Source organism: Ramlibacter sp. Leaf400 (assembly GCF_001424545.1).
Lineage (GTDB): Bacteria > Pseudomonadota > Gammaproteobacteria > Burkholderiales > Burkholderiaceae_C > Ramlibacter.
In genome coordinates this window covers 134,745-150,710 of sequence record NZ_LMQL01000001.1, presented here as the reverse complement: position 1 = coordinate 150,710, position 15,966 = coordinate 134,745, and the positions used below count along the sequence as shown (strand labels likewise).

Below are 15,966 nucleotides of genomic sequence, written 5' to 3'. Positions count from 1 at the left end.
CGGCGCATGGCCGGGACGCGCTTCCACCTGTCGTTCCATCAGCTGCTGCTGATCGCCTTCATGCTCGTGGGCGCGCTCCTGGGCGGCACCGCGCTGCGTGCGGTGGTGGTGCTCGACCGGCTGATGGCCCAGAGCGGCTCGGCCACCGCGGCCGCACTCGACCTGAACGCCAGCGCGCAGACGCTGGCCGAGCGCACCGTGGACATGGAACGTGCGGCGCGCCAGTCGCTGATCCTGAGCGATTCGGTGCTGCGCCGACGCTTCGATGAGGAGGCGTCCCGTGCCCGCGCGGCCCTGCGGCGGCTGACCGAGCAGGGCCTGACGCCTTCGCAGGGCCAGCGCTGGAACGAGCAGCTCGATGCCGTCGAGGCGCTGTTGTCCGGCCCGGCCGCCACCGCGCTCGAGCGCGAGCGCGTCGCGGCCCAGCGCTTTCGCGAATTCGACAGCCTCAACACCGGGATCACGCGCGAGGTCCAGCAGCTCATCGGCGAGCGCAACCGCCAGCTGCGCGAGCGCCTGGACAACAGCCGCGCGCGCCTGATGCAGCAGGTGGTGGTGGTGCTCGCGCTGACCTCGCTGCTGATCGCCGGCCTGGGCATCTGGCTGGCGCGGCCGTTCAAGCGGCTGGAGGCGGCGATCACAGGCCTGGGGCAGAACCGGCTGGACGAGCCGATCGAGATCCGGGGTCCCAACGACGTGCGGCGCCTCTCGCGCCAGCTCGACTGGCTGCGCCTGCGCCTGACCGAGCTGGACGCCGACAAGGCCCGCTTCCTGCGCCACGTCTCGCACGAGCTCAAGACCCCGCTGGCTTCGCTGCGCGAAGGCGTGTCGCTGCTGCAGGAGGGCGTGGCCGGCGAGATGAACAGCCGCCAGCAGGAGGTTGTTCGCATCCTGCAGCACAACGCCGCGGGGCTTCAGGAGCGCATCGAGGCGCTGCTGCGCTTCAACGCCGCCGCGTTCGAGGCGCGCCAGCTGCGCCGCAAGCCCACCGACCTGCTGGCCCTGCTGCAGGACCAGGTGGAGGCGCAGCGGCTGCAGTGGGATGCCAAGGAGCTCACCGTCGAGGTCGAGGGCGACAGCGTGGTCGCGCCGGTGGACCCGGACAAGCTGGGCACCGCCCTGGCCAACCTGCTGACCAATGCCATCCGCTTCTCGCCGCACGGCGGCCAGCTCCGCCTGCAGCTGCGGCGCCTGCCCGCCGCCGTGGAGATCGACGTGCGAGACCAGGGACCGGGCGTCGCCGAGGCCGACCGCGACCGCGTCTTCGAGCCCTTCTACCGCGGCGAACACCAGCCGCAGGACGCGCCGCCCGGCACCGGGATCGGACTGTCCATCGTGCAGGAATACATTGCAGCCCATGGCGGCCGGATCATCCTGCTGCCGCACGCCGGACCCGGCGCGCATTTCCGGATCGAACTGCCCCATGCCACTTGAGCCCGCCGCCCTTGTCCGCCTGCTCGCGCCCGGCCTCGCGGCCGCCGCGTTGACGGTCGGCTGCGCCGCGCCCATCCCCCTGCCGCCCCCGCCGCCGGAGCCGCCGCCGATGGTGATCGCGGTGATGCCCGAGCCGCCGCCGGCACCCCCGCCCCCGCCGGCCGCGGCCCCCGCCCCCGTCGAGACGACGCCGGCGGCCGCCATGCTCGCCTACGCCGACCGCGTCCGCGGGCTCACGCCGCCCAATGCGGCGGCGGAGCTTTCTCGCCTGACCGGCCAGGACCCCACGCCGGGCAACCTGTTCCAGATGGCGCTGGTGCTGATGCAGACCCGCGCGCCCGGCGACAGCGCGCGCGCCGCGCAGCTGCTGCAACGCGTGCAGGCCGAGGACACGCCGGACGCGCGCACGCTGCATCCGCTGGCGCGCCAGCTGCTGGCCCATCTGAACGAGCAGCGCCGGCTGGAGGAGATGGTGGACCGACAGTCCCAGCAGCTGCGCGACACCCAGCGCCGCGCCGAGCAATTGCAGGACCGGCTCGAGGCCCTGCGGGCCATCGAGCGGGCCCGCCCCAACCGCCCGGCCACGCCATGAGCACCACGTCCGGTCCCCGCATCCTGGTCGTCGACGACGATGCCGACATGCTGCGGCTGCTGTCGATGCGGCTGCACGCGGCCGGCTACCAGGTCAGCGCGGTCGGCTCGGCCGAGGCGGCGCTGTCGCAGCTGGCGGTGGAGCGGCCGCAGCTGGTGCTGAGCGACGTGCGCCTGCCCGGGCGTGACGGCCTGAGCCTGTACGACGAGATCCGCGGCCGCCATCCCTCGCTGCCGGTGATCCTGCTGACGGCGCACGGCACCATTCCCGACGCGGTGGAGGCCACCGCGCGCGGCGTGTTCGGCTACCTCACCAAGCCCTACGAACCTCGCGAGCTGCTGGACAAGATCGCGCAGGCCATCTCGCTGAGCAGTGCGCCCGTCACCGGCGAAACCGCCGACGAGCGCTGGCGAGAGGAGATCGTCAGCCGCTCCAGCCGCATGGCCGAACTGCTGGCCGAGGCGCGCATGGTGGCGCGCTCCGATGCGTCGGTGCTGCTGCGCGGCGACAGCGGCAGCGGCAAGGAGCTGCTGGCCCGCGCCATCCACAAGGCCAGCCCGCGGGCACGCCGGCCCTTCGTGGCGGTGAACTGCGGCGCCATCCCCGAGGCGCTGCTGGAGTCCGAGCTGTTCGGCCACGTCAAGGGCGCCTTCACCGACGCGGTGGCCAACCACAAGGGCCTGTTCCAGGCGGCCGACGGCGGCACGCTGCTGCTGGACGAGATCGGCGACATGCCGCCGGCGCTGCAGGTCAAGCTGCTGCGCGTGCTGCAGGAGCGCGCGGTGCGCCCGCTGGGCTCCAGCCAGTCGATCCCGGTCGACGTGCGCGTGATCTCGGCGACCCACCGCGACCTCGAAACCGCGATGGCCAGCGCCCAGTTCCGCCAGGACCTCTACTACCGTCTGAACGTGGTGACGCTGACGCTGCCCACGCTGGGCGAGCGCCGGGAGGACATCCCGCTGCTGGCCAACCACTTCCTGCACAAGCTCGCGGGCAAGTACACCAAGCGCGTGTCGGGCTTCGCGCCGGAGGCGCTCAAGGCGCTGGCTGCCGCGCCCTGGCCCGGCAACGTGCGCCAGCTCTACAACGTGGTGGAGCAGGTCTGCGCGCTGTCCACCACCGCCCTGGTGCCGCTGGCGCTGGTGCAGCGGGCGCTGCGCGTGCCGGGCGTGGAAGTGCTGACCTACGTCGAGGCCAAGCAGCGCTTCGAGCGCGAGTACCTGGTCGGGCTGCTGAAGATGACCGACGGCAGCGTGGCCGACGCGGCCCGGCTGGCCGGCCGCAACCGAACGGAGTTCTACCGGCTGCTGCAGAAGAACGAGCTCACGCCGGGCCTGTTCAAGGGCGACGCACAGGGCCTGTCGCCGGATGACGACAGGGCCGATGCCACCCCTGCCAAGGCGAAGGACCGGTAGAGAACGTTTCCCTGTCGCCCACCGGCGACAAAAACAGGCTTTTCGGGGCGCCTTTCCGGCCAAGGCCCCAACCCAACAGCAAAAAGCGCTCGTAAGTCCCTGTCAACAAAGGACTTTCAACCTGGCCTAGGGTTTGCACTAGCCAGGGCATGCCTTTGGTTCTTGCCGTGCTCGCGCCGGCCCGTCGTTTCTTCCTCGCCGCAGCGGTCTGGCTGCTTGTCGCGCCCCTCTCGATGGCCCAGGTCGGGCCGCTGGATTCCGTGGCCGAGCTGGCCCGCTCGCGCTCGACGCAGCCGTGGCGGGTTCCGGCCGCCGACCTGCCGGCCGAGCTGGCCGCGCTGGACTACGACGGCCTGCGCGACATCCGCTTCCGTCCCGATCAGGCCCTGGGGCGCGATGCCGGCCTGCCGTTCGAGACCATGTTCTTCCACCGCGGGCGCTACCACCCGCAGCCGGTGCGGGTGCACGAGGTGCTGGAGAACGGCCAGGTGCGCGACGTGCCCTGGCGCCGGACCGACTACGACTACGGCAAGAACACGCTCTCCACGCAGGGCTGGCCCGACCTCGGCCATGCCGGGTTCCGCGTCCACTACCCGCTCAACAACAGCGCCTACAAGGACGAACTGGTCGTCTTCCTGGGCGCGAGCTACTTCCGCGCCCTGGGCGCCGGCCAGCAGTACGGCCTGTCGGCCCGCGGCCTGGCCATCGACACGGCGGGCGCCAGCGGGCCGGAGGAGTTCCCCCGTTTTTCCGAGTTCTGGATCGAGCGGCCGCGCGCGGGCGCCACCGAGCTGGTGATCCACGCGCTGCTGGAGTCGCCGCGCGCCACCGGCGCCTACCGCTTCGTCGTGCGGCCGGGCCGCTCGACGGTGATGGACGTGAGCGCCCGGGTGTTCCTGCGCACCGGCGTCGCCCAGCCGGTCGCCACGCTCGGCCTGGCGCCGCTGACCAGCATGTTCCTGTTCGGCGAGAACCAGCCGCGGCCCGGCGACTTCCGTCCGGAAGTGCACGACTCCGACGGCCTGCTGGTCGAAAGCGCCAGCGGCGAATGGCTCTGGCGTCCGCTGCAGAACCCCGACAAGCCCGTGGTCACCAGCTTCGCCGTGCCCGGCGTGCGCGGCTTCGGCCTGATGCAGCGCGACCGCGCCTTCGCCAGCTACGAGGATGCCGAGGCCCGCTACGAGCGCCGCCCCAGCGCCTGGGTCAAGCCGGTCGGCGACTGGGGACCGGGCCGGGTCGAGCTGCTGCAGCTGCCCACGCCCGACGAGACGCACGACAACATCGCGGCCTACTGGGTGCCGGCCAGGCTGCCCGCGCCCGGCGAGGCGATCGCCTTCGCCTACGAACTGCACTGGCAGGGCGACGCGCCCCAGCGCCCGCCCGGCGCCTGGACGGTGCAGTCGCGCCGCGGCCAGGGCTACCAGCGGGCCGAACAGGCCGCGCTGACGGCCGGCCAGGTGCAGTTCGTGGTCGATTTCACCGGCCCGGCGCTGGACGCGCTGCCGCCGGACGCCCCGGTGCGCGTGGTCGCCAACAGCGACGCCAACGGCCGCATCGAGCAGCAGCTCGTCTATTTCAACGCCGCCAGCCGCAGCTGGCGCATGACCTTGCGGGTGCGCCCCATCGATCCGGCCCAGCCGGTCGAACTGCGCGCCTTTCTCCAACACGGCAACGACACCCTGAGCGAAACATGGACCTACATCGTGCTACCCGACGCCGCCCACTGAGGCAGGCCGGCGTTTCCGAGACCGGCGGCGACTCACCCGTTGCCCCCGTCGCGGTCCCCTCGCGCCGCAGCCGGTTGCGCGCCGAGCGCCATCCGAATGCGGTGACGGCGCCGCCCATCCACCGCGGCTCCATGCCGGTGGTGCCCTGGCGCGGCTTCTGGAACAGCGTCGCGCTGGCCACGCTCACGCGGCTGCAGCGGCTGCTGGGCGGCGGTGCGCCTTCGCGCGCCGCGTCCCGCCAGCCCTGGGAACGGGCGGCGCAACGCCGCCGCGCCGCCTTCGCCTCGATCGCGGTCCTGAGCAGCGCAGTCGCCACCGCCCTGTTCGCGTCGGCCCAGCCCCAGTACGACAACGCCTGGCTGTTCTACGGCGAAGTGGCCCTGTTCGCTGCCCTGTCGGCCTGGGTGGTCACCGGCTTTGCCACGGCCCTGATGGGCTTCTGGGTGATGGTGCGCGGCGATGCGCACGGCATCTCGGCTCGCGCGGTGCGCGACCAGGCGCTGGCTCCTGACGTGCGCACGGCGGTGATCATGCCGATCTGCGAGGAGCACGTGCCCACCGTGTTCGCCGGCCTTCGCGCCACCTGCGAGTCGCTGGCCGCAACCGGCCAGGGCCGGCAGTTCGACGTGTTCGTGCTGTCGGACAGCCGCGACCCGGCCACGCTGGCGGCCGAGCGCGGCGCGTGGGAAGCGCTGCGCGCCGCGCTCGCGGCCCAGCCCGAAGGCCCGCAGGTGGAGGTCTACTACCGCCACCGCACGCGCCGCACCCACCGCAAGGCCGGCAACGTGGCGGACTTCTGCCGCCGCTGGGGCCCCGACTACCGCTACATGGTGGTGCTGGATGCCGACAGCGTGATGAGCGGCGACTGCCTGGTGACGCTGGCCAAGCTGATGGAGGCGCATCCGCGCGCCGGCATCCTGCAGACCGCCACGCAGCCGATCGGCCATGCCACGCTGCACGCGCGCTCGCAGCAGTTCGCCGCCCGCGTCACGGGCCGCCTGTTCACGCTGGGACTGCAGTTCTGGCAGCTGGGCGAGTCGCACTACTGGGGCCACAACGCCATCATCCGCGTGGCCCCATTCATGGCGCACTGCGGCCTGGCGCCCATCCCCGGGCGTGGCGGCCTGTCGGGCGGCATCATGTCGCACGACTTCGTGGAAGCGGCGCTGATGCGCCGCGCCGGCTGGCAGGTGTGGCTGGTGACCGACCTGGCGGGCAGCTACGAGCAGCCGCCACCGGACCTGCTGTCCGAGCTGCAGCGCGACCGCCGCTGGTGCCAGGGCAACCTGCAGAACGCCCGCCTGATCGCCGAGCCCGGCTTCCACCGGGTGCACCGCGCCATGTTCGCGATCGGCGCCATGTCGTACCTGTCGGCGCCGCTGTGGCTGGCCTTCCTGCTGTCGGGAACGGCGCTGTGGCTGTCCGGCGCGCGCGTGCTGCCCGACCTGGGCGCGGCACCCGCCGAGCTGCTGGGCCTGTGGGCCTGGACGCTGTGCATGCTGTTCCTGCCGCGCGTGCTGGGCCTGGTGGCCGTGGTGATGCGCGGCGAGCAGCGCGAGTTCGGCGGCACCCCCCGCATGCTGGCCAGCGCGGCGCTGGAGACGGTGCTGGCCCTGGTGCAGGCGCCGGTGCGCATGCTGGCCCACACGCTGTTCGTGGCGGTGGCGCTGACCGGCATCCAGCTGCACTGGACCTCGCCCCCGCGGGAGGCCGCCGTCATCCGCTGGGGCGACGCGCTGCGCCAGCTGCTGCCGCTGACCCTGGTGTTCCTGGCGCTCGCCGCGGGCGTGGCCCTGGTGGAGGGCGGCGCGGCCCTGTCGCTGCTGCCGGTGGCACTGCCGCTGATGTTCGCGGCGCCGCTGGTGGTGCTCACCAGCCACGTGGAGCTGGGGCTGTGGCTGCGCTCGCGCGGGCTGATGCTGGTGCCGGAGGAGGCGGGCTCGCCGCCGGTGCTGCGGCGCGCGCGCCTGCACGCAGGGCGCGCGGCACGCGAACTGCGCGCCGCCTGAGACGGCGCGCGTTCTGCTCGTTCGTTATTCGATGCGGGCGCCGGACGCCTTGACCAGCGCGCCGGCGCTGTCGTAGTCCTCGCGCAGCAGCTTCTGGAACGGTTCGACCGCCAGGTTGCCTCCGACTTCCACGCCCAGGTTGGTCAGGCGCTGCTGCACGGCCGGATCGGCCAGCACCTTGTTCATCGCGGCGTTGAGCTTGTCCAGTTCGGCCTTGGGCATGCCGGCGGGCGCCAGCAGGCCGATCCAGGAATCGAACTTGTAGCCCTGCACGCCGGCTTCGGCCACCGTGGGCAGCTCCGGCAGGAAGCGGGAGCGCTGCGAGCCGGTGTAGGCCAGCAGCTTCACGCGCGCGTCCTGCTTGAACGGCACGATGCCGATCAGCGAGGACGTCACGCCCTGCACGCGGCCAGCCAGCAGCTCGTTGACGGCGTCGCCCGTGGACTTCATCGGCACGTGCTGCATCTCCACGCCGGCCTTCGACAGGAAGTACGCCATGCCCAGGTGCGTGGCGCTGCCGTTGCCGGCCGACGCGTAGTTGGTCTGCCCGGGCTTGGACTTGAGCAGCTTGACGTAGTCGGCGAGGTTGTTGACGCCCAGGTTGCCCGGCGCGGCGATGACGTAGCCGGAGTTGCCGATGTAGGCCAGGCCGGTGAAGTCCTTGATCGGGTCGTAGGCCAGCTTGCTGTACAGGTGGCCGGCCAGCGTGTGGCTGGCCGCGGCCAGCACCAGCGTGTTGCCGTCGGCCGGCGACTTGGCCACCTGGGCGGTGCCCAGCGTGCCGCCGGCGCCCGGCCGGTTCTCGACCACCACCGAGGCGCCGAGCAGCTGCCCCAGTTCGGCGTTGAAGGTCCGCGCGACCGTGTCCTGCACCGCGCCGGGACCGAACGGCACCACGATGCGGATGACGCGCTGGGCCAGCGCCGGCGATGCCGTGGCGGCGACGAGGGTGAACGCCATGACGGCGCGGGCGATGCTGCGAGGGCTCATGGAGGCTCCGTTTGCTTTGCTTGTGGACTCAGGGTTGGGCCAGCCACCGCTGCGCCAGCCGCACGAAGTAGCTGGCGCCGATGGGGATGATCTCGTCGTTGAAGTCGAACGAGGTGTTGTGGATGATGCAAGGACCGGGCCCGTGGTCGGCCAGGCGGTGCCCGCCATCGCCGTTGCCGATGAAGGCATAGCAGCCCGGCTTGACGCGCAGCATGTGGGCGAAGTCCTCCGCGCCCATCACGGCCGGATAGCTTTCATCCACCATCCCGTCGCCCACCACTTCGCGCATCGCCTCGGCCGCGAAGCGGGCCTCGGCCTCATGGTTGACCACCGGCGGCGACGCACGGCGGAAGAACACGTCGGCGCTGCAGCCGTGCGCCTGCGCGATGCCGCCTGCGAGTCTTCGCAAACCCTCTTCGATGCGGTCGAGCGCGTCCACCGAGAAGGTGCGCACCGTGCCGCCGACCGCCGCCGTGTCGGGGATGACGTTGGGGGCGTCGGACCCCTGCAGCTGGGTCACCGCCAGCAGGGCGCGCTCGGTGGAATTGACGACCCGGGGCACCAGCGACTGGAGCTGCTGGCCGAGGTCGATCACGGCGCCGATCGGGTCGATGCCGGTGTGCGGCATCGAGGCATGGGTGCCGCGGCCGGTCATGGTCACGCGCCAGGTGTTGCTGGAGGCCATCAGCGCGCCGTGGTTCAGCGCGAAGCCGCCCACGTTGCCGATCGGGAAGTTGTGCAGCGCGAACACCGCGTCGCAGGGGAAGCGCTCGAACAGGCCGTCCTGGATCATCTTCAGCGCGCCCGCCTTGCCCATCTCCTCGGCCGGCTGGAAGATGAAGTTCGCCGTTCCGCTGAAGTCGCGCGATTGCGAAAGGTGCCAGGCCGCCGCCAGCAGCATGGTGGTGTGCCCGTCATGGCCGCAGGCGTGCATGCGGCCATCGTGCTGCGACCGGTGCGGGAAGTGGTTTTCCTCCTGCAGGGGCAGCGCGTCCAGGTCGGCCCGCAGGCCGATGGTGCGCGGGCCGTTGCCGCAGCGCAGGACCCCGACGACGCCGGTCCCGGCGACGCCGGTGTGCACCTGGATGCCCCATTCGCGCAGCAGCTCGGCCACGATCTTCGAGGTGCGGTGTTCCTCGAAGCCGAGTTCAGGATGCATGTGGATGTCGCGGCGGATGGCGACGAAGCGGGAGATGTCCGCGAAGGAGTCGACGATCTTCATGGCGGGGCAGTATAGGAGCGGCCCCGCTGCAGGGCTGCCCCTAGAAAGGAAGCTTGGGCATGCCGCCCTTGCCGCCCATCCCGCCCATGCGCTTCATCATCTTCATGAGGCCGCCGCCCTTCATCTTCTTCATCATCCCCTGCATCTGCTCGAACTCGTTGAGCAGGCGGTTGACCTCCTGGACCTGCACGCCGGCGCCGGCGGCGATGCGGCGCTTGCGGGTGGCCTTGATGATCTCGGGCTTGCGGCGCTCGTGCGCCGTCATGCTGCAGATGATCCCTTCCTTGCGGCGGATGTCGCGCTCGGCCTTGTCCATGTCGACCTGGCCGGCCTTGGCCTGGACCTGCGCGGGCATCTTCTCCATCAGCGTGGACAGCCCGCCCATCTGCTTCATCTGCTGGATCTGGGCCAGGAAGTCGTTCAGGTCGAAGCCTTCGCCGCTCTTGACCTTGGCCGCCAGCTTCTGCGCGGCCTGCATGTCGACGCCGGCCGTGACCTGCTCGACCAGGGCGACGATGTCGCCCATGCCCAGGATGCGGCCGGCGTGGCGCTCGGCATCGAACACCTCCAGCCCGTCGATCTTCTCGGACACGCCGGCGAACTTGATCGGCGCGCCGGTGATCTGTCGCACCGACAGCGCCGCGCCGCCGCGCGAGTCGCCGTCGGTCTTGGTCAGCACGATGCCGGTCAGCGGCAGCGCTTCCTTGAAGGCCTTGGCGGTGTTCACCGCGTCCTGGCCCTGCATGGCATCGACCACGAACAGCGTCTCCACCGGCTTGAGCTCGGCGTGCAGGTCGCGGATCTCGCGCATCAGCACTTCGTCGATGGCCAGGCGGCCGGCCGTGTCGACCAGCAGCACATCGAAGTACTGCTTGCGCGCGTAGTCCAGCGCCGCGCGGGCGATGTCCAGCGGCTTCTGGTCGGGCGAGCTGGGGAACCACTCGGCGCCGGCCTGGTGCGTGACGGTCTTGAGCTGCTCGATGGCGGCCGGACGGTAGACGTCGCCGGAGACCGTCAGCACCTTCTTCTTGCGCTTCTCGATCAGGTGCTTGGCCAGCTTGGCCGTGGTGGTGGTCTTGCCCGCGCCCTGCAGGCCGGCCATCAGGATCACCGCCGGCGGCTGGGCCGCCAGGTTGATGTCGGACACGCCCTCGCCCATGGTGGCGACCAGCTCGCGGCTGACGATGCCCACCAGCGCCTGGCCGGGATTGAGCGAGCCCACCACCTCCTGGCCCAGCGCCTTTTCCTTGACCCGGGCGACGAAGTCGCGCACCACGGGCAGCGCCACGTCAGCCTCGAGCAGGGCCATGCGAACCTCGCGCAGCATGTCCTGCACGTTGGCTTCTGTGATGCGCGCCTGGCCGCGCATTTCCTTGACCAGGCGGGAGAGTTTGTCGGAGAGGGCGGAGGCCATGGGGGGTGCGCCGTAACCCGGCGGATGCGGGGCGAGCGACTAAACTGCGGCTCATGATTCTAGCGAGTGGTGGGTCCACGACCGGTGCCGTGCTGTCCCTGGCGGCCGCCGCGGCCTATGCCGTGCCCGCGGCGGGCGCGGCGCGCCTGAGCCAGCGCGCGGCGCGCTGGGCGCTGGTGGTCGCCTGGGTGCTCCATGCGGTGGTGCTGGGCTGGACCCTGCTGGGCGATTCGCCCCGATTCGGCTTCGCGCCCGCCCTGTCGGTCACGGCGTGGCTGGTGCTGACCGTCTACGCCGTCGAACGGGAGCTGTTCCCGCAACTGCAGGCCCGCTGGGCCATGGCCGGGCTGGGGTCGGCGGCGGTGCTCCTGGCGCTGGTCTTCCCCGGCACGCCGATGCACGCCACCACGCCGCTGCTGCCGCTGCACCTGGCCCTGGGCATCGCCTCCTATGGGCTGTTCGCCGCCGCCGTGGTGCACGCCTGGCTGATGCGCCGCGCCGAACAGATGATGCGGCTGGCCGCCGAACCGCGGGCCGGCCTGCCGCTGCTCACGCTGGAGCGCCTCACCTTCCGCTTCGCCTTCGCCGGCTTTGTGCTGCTGTCCGCCACGCTGCTGGCGGGGCTGCTGTTCGGCGAGTCGCTGTACGGCCGGGCCTGGCGCTGGGAGCACAAGACCATCTTCTCGGTGCTGGCCTGGGTCGCCTTCGCGATGCTGCTCCTGGGGCGCGCGCGCTTCGGCTGGCGCGGCCGCACGGCGGTGCGTGTGCTGTACACCGGCTCCCTGCTGCTCCTGCTGGCCTACGTGGGCTCGCGCTTCGTGCTGGAAGTGGTGCTGGGGCGGTCGACATGAAGTACCTGCTGGTGCTGGCGGTGCTGGTGATCGCCTGGCTGGTGTGGCGATCGGGACGCGAGCGCGAGCGCGATCGCGCCCGTGACGAAGCCGCGGCCGCCGCGCGTCCCAGCCCCGCACCTGCACCCGCCCTGCCGCAGGACATGGTGCGCTGCCCCGTCTGCGCGCTCCACCTGCCGCGGCCGGACGCGGTGCCGGGCGCCAGCGGGCGCCTGTACTGCAGCGCCGACCACCGCCGCGACGGCGGCAATTGAACATGGCCGCGGCGCCGTTCGACTCCGTCCTGCAAGAGTCGGGCGCTTCCCAGGAATCCGCCTTCGTCCGCCTCTGGCTGGGGTTCGCCACCGCGCGGGTCGCCATCGGGCTGTCGGTGCTGCTGCTCCTGATCGGCTCCCGGCTGCTGGGGCCGCAGACGGTCTCGGGCTGGCTGATCGGCCTGTGCGGCACCTACCTGGCCGCCGCGCTGGCGGTGCGCCTCTTCGTGCGGCCGCCCGATCCCGGCGCACCGTTCGATCCGCAGTGGGTTTCCAGCATCGGCGTGGACCTGCTGGTGTTCTCCTGCCTGCAGTTCCTCCAGGCGGGCGGCATCTATTACGCGCCGCTCTTCGCGGTGCCGGTGCTGATGGCGTCGGTGCTGGGCTCGTCCCTGCTGGCGCTGGGCACGGCGGCGGCGGTCGCCCTGCTGCTGCTGGCCGAGGCCTGGGTGCTGGCCCTTCAGTCGCCGGTCGACCTCGCCCCGCGCTTCCTGCAGGCGGGCCTGAGCGGCATCGGCTTCTTCGCGCTGGCCTTCCTGGCGCACCAGCTGGCCCTGCGGCTGGCGCGCGAGGAGGCGGCGGCGGCGCAGGGGCGCCGGGCCGCCCTGATGCAGATCCGGGTCAACCAGCTGGTGATCGAGACGCTGGCCGACGGCGTGCTGGTGGTGGACCTGAGCGGCCAGGTGCAGGCCGCCAATCCCGCGGCCCGCGAGCTGCTGGGTGCCGGCGCCCGGCAGCGTCGTCCGCTGCTGGCGCAGCCGGCCTGGGCGCCGCTGGCGTCGATGGCGCAGCGCACCTTCGACACCGGCGAGCCGCAGGTGTCGGACGTGGCGATCCCGCACGACGACGCGGTGCGCCGCATGGTCGTGCGCACCCGGCTGGCGGCCGCCGGCGACCAGCCGGGCGACAGCCTGTGCGTGGTGTTCCTGCAGGACCTGCGCGAGATGGAAGCGCGCCTTCGCACCGAGAAGCTGGCCGCCATGGGGCGCATGTCCACCGCGGTGGCGCACGAGATCCGCAATCCGCTGGCGGCCATCTCCCAGGCCAACGACCTGCTGGAAGAGGAACTGCAGGACCCCGGCCAGCGGCAGCTGAGCGCGCTGGTGCGGCAGAACGCGCAGCGGCTCTCGCGCATCGTGGAGGAGATCCTGGACGTGGCGCGGGTGCAGCACCAGTCGGCCGCGCCCGGCCAGGTCCGGCCCGAATTCGATCCGGCCGTGCGCGCCTGCTGCCAGGACTGGACCGACCAGAACCACAGCGGCGGGCAGCTGCAGCTGGTGCTGGAAGCCCCCGGCCAGGTCATCGCTTTCGAGCCCGACCACCTGCGCCGCCTGCTGGTGAACCTGCTGGACAACGCCCTTCGCTACGCGTCGTCGGCCTCCGATGCCATCCAGGTCGAGACCACGGTGGATGGCGCGGCGCCGGTGCTCACCGTGTGGAGCGACGGGGCCGCGCTGGAGCCGGCCGTCGAGCGCCATCTGTTCGAGCCCTTCTTCTCGTCGGAGAGCCGCTCCAGCGGGCTGGGCCTGTACATCTGCCGCGAGCTGTGCGAGCGGCATGGCGCCAGCATCGGCTACCGGCGCGGACCGTCGCCCCGGGGCGACGGACGCGCAGGCAATGCCTTCTTCGTGGCCTTCCGTACGACTTCCCCTATGGCCGCCACGGCTGCGTTTGCCAAAATGACGGCGTGAACGCCCCGGCTGCCGCCCCCGACCCCCAGATCCTCGTCGTCGACGACGAACCCGACCTGCGCACCCTGTACGAACTGGCGCTGCTGCGCGAGGGCTACCACGTCGATTCCGCTGGCACCCTGGCCGACGCCCGGCAGCACCTGCAGGACCGCCGCTTCGACGTCGTCATCACCGACATGCGGCTGCCCGACGGCCAGGGCCTGGAGCTGCTGCAGCACATGCTGGTGCAGCAGCGTCCCGAGCGCTGCATCGTGATGACCGCCTACGGCTCGGCCGAGAACGCGGTGGAGGCCCTCAAGGCCGGCGCTTTCGACTACCTCACCAAGCCGGTCGACTTGAAGCAGTTCCGCAGCGTCGTGGCCTCGGCCATCCAGGACCGCCAGTCCGGTGCCCGCGCGCGCCTGGCCGGCGGCAACCGCGCCGAGCGCGCGCCGGCCACCGGCCAGTCCTCGCTGGACCGGCTGGTGGGCACCTCGGCGCCCATGCAGCAGGTCAAGGAGAGGATCGCCAAGGTGGCCCGCAGCATGGCCCCGGTCCTGGTGCGCGGCGAATCGGGCACCGGCAAGGAGCTGGCGGCGCGCGCGCTGCATTCCTGCAGCCACCGCAGCGACGGGCCGTTCGTCGGCGTCAACTGCAGTGCGATCCCGGAGGCGCTGCTGGAGGCCGAGTTCTTCGGCGCCCGCAAGGGCTCCTACACCGGCTCCACCGCGGACCGCGAAGGCTATTTCCAGGCCGCCAGCGGCGGCACGCTGTTCCTCGACGAGATCGGCGACCTTCCGCTGGCCATGCAGTCCAAGCTGCTGCGCGCCATCCAGGAGCGGCACGTGCGCGCCCTGGGCTCCACGCAGGAGGACGCGGTCGACGTGCGCATCGTCAGCGCCACCCACCGCGACCTGGCCGCCGACGTTACCGCCGGGCGCTTCCGCCAGGACCTGTACTACCGCCTGAACGTCATCGAGATCGTGGTGCCGCCGCTGCGCGAGCGCCGCGAGGACCTGCCGGCGCTGTGCGACGCGCTGCTGGCGCGCATCGCCGCCGAGACCGGCATGCCGGTGCCCAAGCTGTCGGCGGCGGTGGCCGAGCAGCTGGCCCACCACCCGCTGGCCGGCAACGTGCGCGAGCTGGAGAACCTGCTGCACCGGGCCGTCGCCCTGTCCGACGGCGAGGCGCTGCAGGTCGACGGCGTGGCCAGCGCCCCCGCGCCGCTGAGGGCCACGCCGGCGGCGCAGGACATGCCTGTTCCCGGTGCGGCGCAGGTCGCCGACGTGCCCGCGCCCGCCGGCGATATCCCAATGCCCAGCGACCTGCAGGCCTGGCTGGACCACCAGGAGCGCGAGATCCTGGTGCGCGCGCTGCAGGAGACCGGCTTCAACCGCACGGCCGCGGCGCAGCGCCTGGGCCTGAGCCTGCGGCAGATCCGCTACCGCATCGCGCGGCTGGCGATCGCGGTGCCCGGTGGCGAAGAACCCAATGAATCCGTCGCCTGACGACGCGCTCTGGTCGCGGGGCTGGTACCGGTTCGCGCGCCGGCTGGATTCGCCCAACTTCGGTCCGCGGCCGGCCGGTTCGGCGATCGACCTGGTGGTCGTCCATTCCATCAGCCTGCCGCCCGGCCAGTACGGCGGCGACGAGGTGCAGGCGCTGTTCACCAACCGCCTGGACTGGGAAGCCCACCCCTATTTCAAGGCGATCGAGGGGATGCAGGTCTCGTCCCATTTCTACGTTCGCCGCGGCGGGGAGCTCTGGCAGTTCGTGAGCTGCGACGACCGCGCCTGGCACGCTGGCGCCTCGTCGTGGCAGGGGCGCGACAACTGCAACGATTTTTCGGTGGGCATCGAACTCGAGGGCCTGGAGGGTGGAACGTTCGAGCCCGCGCAGTACGAGGCGCTCGCGGGCCTGTGCGCGGCGCTGGCGCAACGCTATCCGATCCGCCACGTCGCGGGCCACGAGCACGTGGCGCCGGGGCGCAAGCAGGACCCGGGGCCCGGCTTCGACTGGATCGAATTGCAGGACAGCCTGGGCTGGCCACCGGCGTCGTTCCCTCCCACCGCCTGAGAGGCGTGTGTTCCTCTGCGGTCGAGTTGCGCGTTCGCCTCGCGCCGTGATGCGTGCCCGCGTCCTTGCACGTCGACACACGCCTGCTTCGCACGGCGAAACGCGATGCGCGCCGCACCGGCGCCGAGCCAGCAGCCGCGCGGCCTGCAAGGGCATTTGAGGCGCGAGCCCGCGCCGTCATTGGCCGGTGGATGATGGTTCTCGAAAACGCGCGGCCGAAGTCCGCGCGACGCACCGGGTGCCCACATGCTGTCCACAGCATCTCCACTCGTGATCCACGGGTCAACCACTACCTATAGTGCTTGATCTGCC

General features: G+C 71.8%; 13 protein-coding genes. 10 read left to right on the top strand and 3 right to left on the bottom strand.

The genetic code is table 11. The annotated features are described in order from the left end of the window. Window positions 1-6 precede the first annotated feature (6 nt). The 5 genes from ASG30_RS00680 (at window position 7) to mdoH (ending at window position 7,177) form a co-directional block, all read left to right on the top strand. Window positions 7-1,434, top strand: coding sequence for a sensor histidine kinase (locus ASG30_RS00680; protein ID WP_055891095.1), 1,428 nt, complete (start codon window positions 7-9; stop codon window positions 1,432-1,434). Next, on the top strand, window positions 1,424-2,026 hold the full coding sequence (locus ASG30_RS00675) for a hypothetical protein (protein WP_055891093.1): 603 nt from the start codon (window positions 1,424-1,426) through the stop codon (window positions 2,024-2,026). Before ASG30_RS00680 ends, ASG30_RS00675 begins: the two co-directional genes overlap by 11 nt. Then, entirely contained in the window at window positions 2,023-3,441 is a 1,419-nt protein-coding gene (locus ASG30_RS00670; RefSeq protein WP_055891090.1) for a sigma 54-interacting transcriptional regulator, read from the top strand. Before ASG30_RS00675 ends, ASG30_RS00670 begins: the two co-directional genes overlap by 4 nt. Before the next feature lie 149 nt (window positions 3,442-3,590). Further along, a complete protein-coding gene (locus tag ASG30_RS00665; RefSeq protein WP_082521790.1) occupies window positions 3,591-5,168 on the top strand; it encodes a glucan biosynthesis protein G in 1,578 nt (525 codons plus the stop codon). Further along, complete coding sequence (mdoH, locus tag ASG30_RS00660) at window positions 5,132-7,177, top strand: glucans biosynthesis glucosyltransferase MdoH (RefSeq protein ID WP_055891086.1); 2,046 nt, start codon at window positions 5,132-5,134, stop codon at window positions 7,175-7,177. The genes ASG30_RS00665 and mdoH overlap by 37 nt, the downstream gene beginning before the upstream one ends. A 24-nt stretch (window positions 7,178-7,201) precedes the next feature. Here the strand turns inward: mdoH and ASG30_RS00655 are convergent, their stop codons facing one another. The 3 genes from ASG30_RS00655 to ffh are packed head-to-tail and all read right to left on the bottom strand — an operon-like array spanning window position 7,202 to window position 10,803. Further along, complete coding sequence (locus ASG30_RS00655; protein WP_055891083.1) at window positions 7,202-8,167, bottom strand: tripartite tricarboxylate transporter substrate binding protein; 966 nt, start codon at window positions 8,165-8,167, stop codon at window positions 7,202-7,204. Between the two features lie 28 nt (window positions 8,168-8,195). Then, window positions 8,196-9,389, bottom strand: coding sequence for a M20 aminoacylase family protein (locus ASG30_RS00650; RefSeq protein ID WP_055891080.1), 1,194 nt, complete (start codon window positions 9,387-9,389; stop codon window positions 8,196-8,198). A gap of 40 nt (window positions 9,390-9,429) precedes the next feature. Continuing rightward, window positions 9,430-10,803, bottom strand: a complete 1,374-nt coding sequence (ffh, locus tag ASG30_RS00645) for a signal recognition particle protein (RefSeq protein WP_055891078.1) — start codon at window positions 10,801-10,803, stop codon at window positions 9,430-9,432. A gap of 53 nt (window positions 10,804-10,856) precedes the next feature. On the opposite strand from ffh, the gene ASG30_RS00640 reads away from it, so the two are divergent. Genes ASG30_RS00640 through ampD form a run of 5 tightly spaced genes read left to right on the top strand, consistent with a single transcriptional unit; the run spans window position 10,857 to window position 15,654 of the window. Next, a complete protein-coding gene (locus tag ASG30_RS00640; RefSeq protein ID WP_055891075.1) occupies window positions 10,857-11,654 on the top strand; it encodes a cytochrome C assembly family protein in 798 nt (265 codons plus the stop codon). Next, a complete protein-coding gene (locus ASG30_RS00635; protein ID WP_055891073.1) occupies window positions 11,651-11,908 on the top strand; it encodes a PP0621 family protein in 258 nt (85 codons plus the stop codon). The genes ASG30_RS00640 and ASG30_RS00635 overlap by 4 nt, the downstream gene beginning before the upstream one ends. A 2-nt stretch (window positions 11,909-11,910) precedes the next feature. Then, the gene (locus ASG30_RS00630; protein WP_055891070.1) at window positions 11,911-13,599 is read left to right on the top strand and encodes a sensor histidine kinase; all 1,689 of its coding nucleotides are present in this window, start codon (window positions 11,911-11,913) and stop codon (window positions 13,597-13,599) included. Next, on the top strand, window positions 13,596-15,086 hold the full coding sequence (locus ASG30_RS00625) for a sigma-54-dependent transcriptional regulator (RefSeq protein ID WP_055891067.1): 1,491 nt from the start codon (window positions 13,596-13,598) through the stop codon (window positions 15,084-15,086). The genes ASG30_RS00630 and ASG30_RS00625 overlap by 4 nt, the downstream gene beginning before the upstream one ends. Further along, complete coding sequence (gene ampD / locus ASG30_RS00620) at window positions 15,070-15,654, top strand: 1,6-anhydro-N-acetylmuramyl-L-alanine amidase AmpD (RefSeq protein ID WP_055891064.1); 585 nt, start codon at window positions 15,070-15,072, stop codon at window positions 15,652-15,654. Before ASG30_RS00625 ends, ampD begins: the two co-directional genes overlap by 17 nt. Window positions 15,655-15,966 lie beyond the last annotated feature (312 nt).

What these genes read in the sequence shown, in the direction of transcription:
- ASG30_RS00680 (WP_055891095.1), top strand. Translation starts at nt 7, where the DNA reads ATGGCCGGGACGCGCTTCCACCTGTCGTTCCATCAGCTGCTGCTGATC.
- ASG30_RS00675 (WP_055891093.1), top strand. Translation starts at nt 1,424, where the DNA reads ATGCCACTTGAGCCCGCCGCCCTTGTCCGCCTGCTCGCGCCCGGCCTC.
- ASG30_RS00670 (WP_055891090.1), top strand. Translation starts at nt 2,023, where the DNA reads ATGAGCACCACGTCCGGTCCCCGCATCCTGGTCGTCGACGACGATGCC.
- ASG30_RS00665 (WP_082521790.1), top strand. Translation starts at nt 3,591, where the DNA reads ATGCCTTTGGTTCTTGCCGTGCTCGCGCCGGCCCGTCGTTTCTTCCTC.
- mdoH (WP_055891086.1), top strand. Translation starts at nt 5,132, where the DNA reads ATGGACCTACATCGTGCTACCCGACGCCGCCCACTGAGGCAGGCCGGC.
- ASG30_RS00655 (WP_055891083.1), bottom strand. Translation starts at nt 8,167, where the DNA reads ATGAGCCCTCGCAGCATCGCCCGCGCCGTCATGGCGTTCACCCTCGTC.
- ASG30_RS00650 (WP_055891080.1), bottom strand. Translation starts at nt 9,389, where the DNA reads ATGAAGATCGTCGACTCCTTCGCGGACATCTCCCGCTTCGTCGCCATC.
- ffh (WP_055891078.1), bottom strand. Translation starts at nt 10,803, where the DNA reads ATGGCCTCCGCCCTCTCCGACAAACTCTCCCGCCTGGTCAAGGAAATG.
- ASG30_RS00640 (WP_055891075.1), top strand. Translation starts at nt 10,857, where the DNA reads ATGATTCTAGCGAGTGGTGGGTCCACGACCGGTGCCGTGCTGTCCCTG.
- ASG30_RS00635 (WP_055891073.1), top strand. Translation starts at nt 11,651, where the DNA reads ATGAAGTACCTGCTGGTGCTGGCGGTGCTGGTGATCGCCTGGCTGGTG.
- ASG30_RS00630 (WP_055891070.1), top strand. Translation starts at nt 11,911, where the DNA reads ATGGCCGCGGCGCCGTTCGACTCCGTCCTGCAAGAGTCGGGCGCTTCC.
- ampD (WP_055891064.1), top strand. Translation starts at nt 15,070, where the DNA reads ATGAATCCGTCGCCTGACGACGCGCTCTGGTCGCGGGGCTGGTACCGG.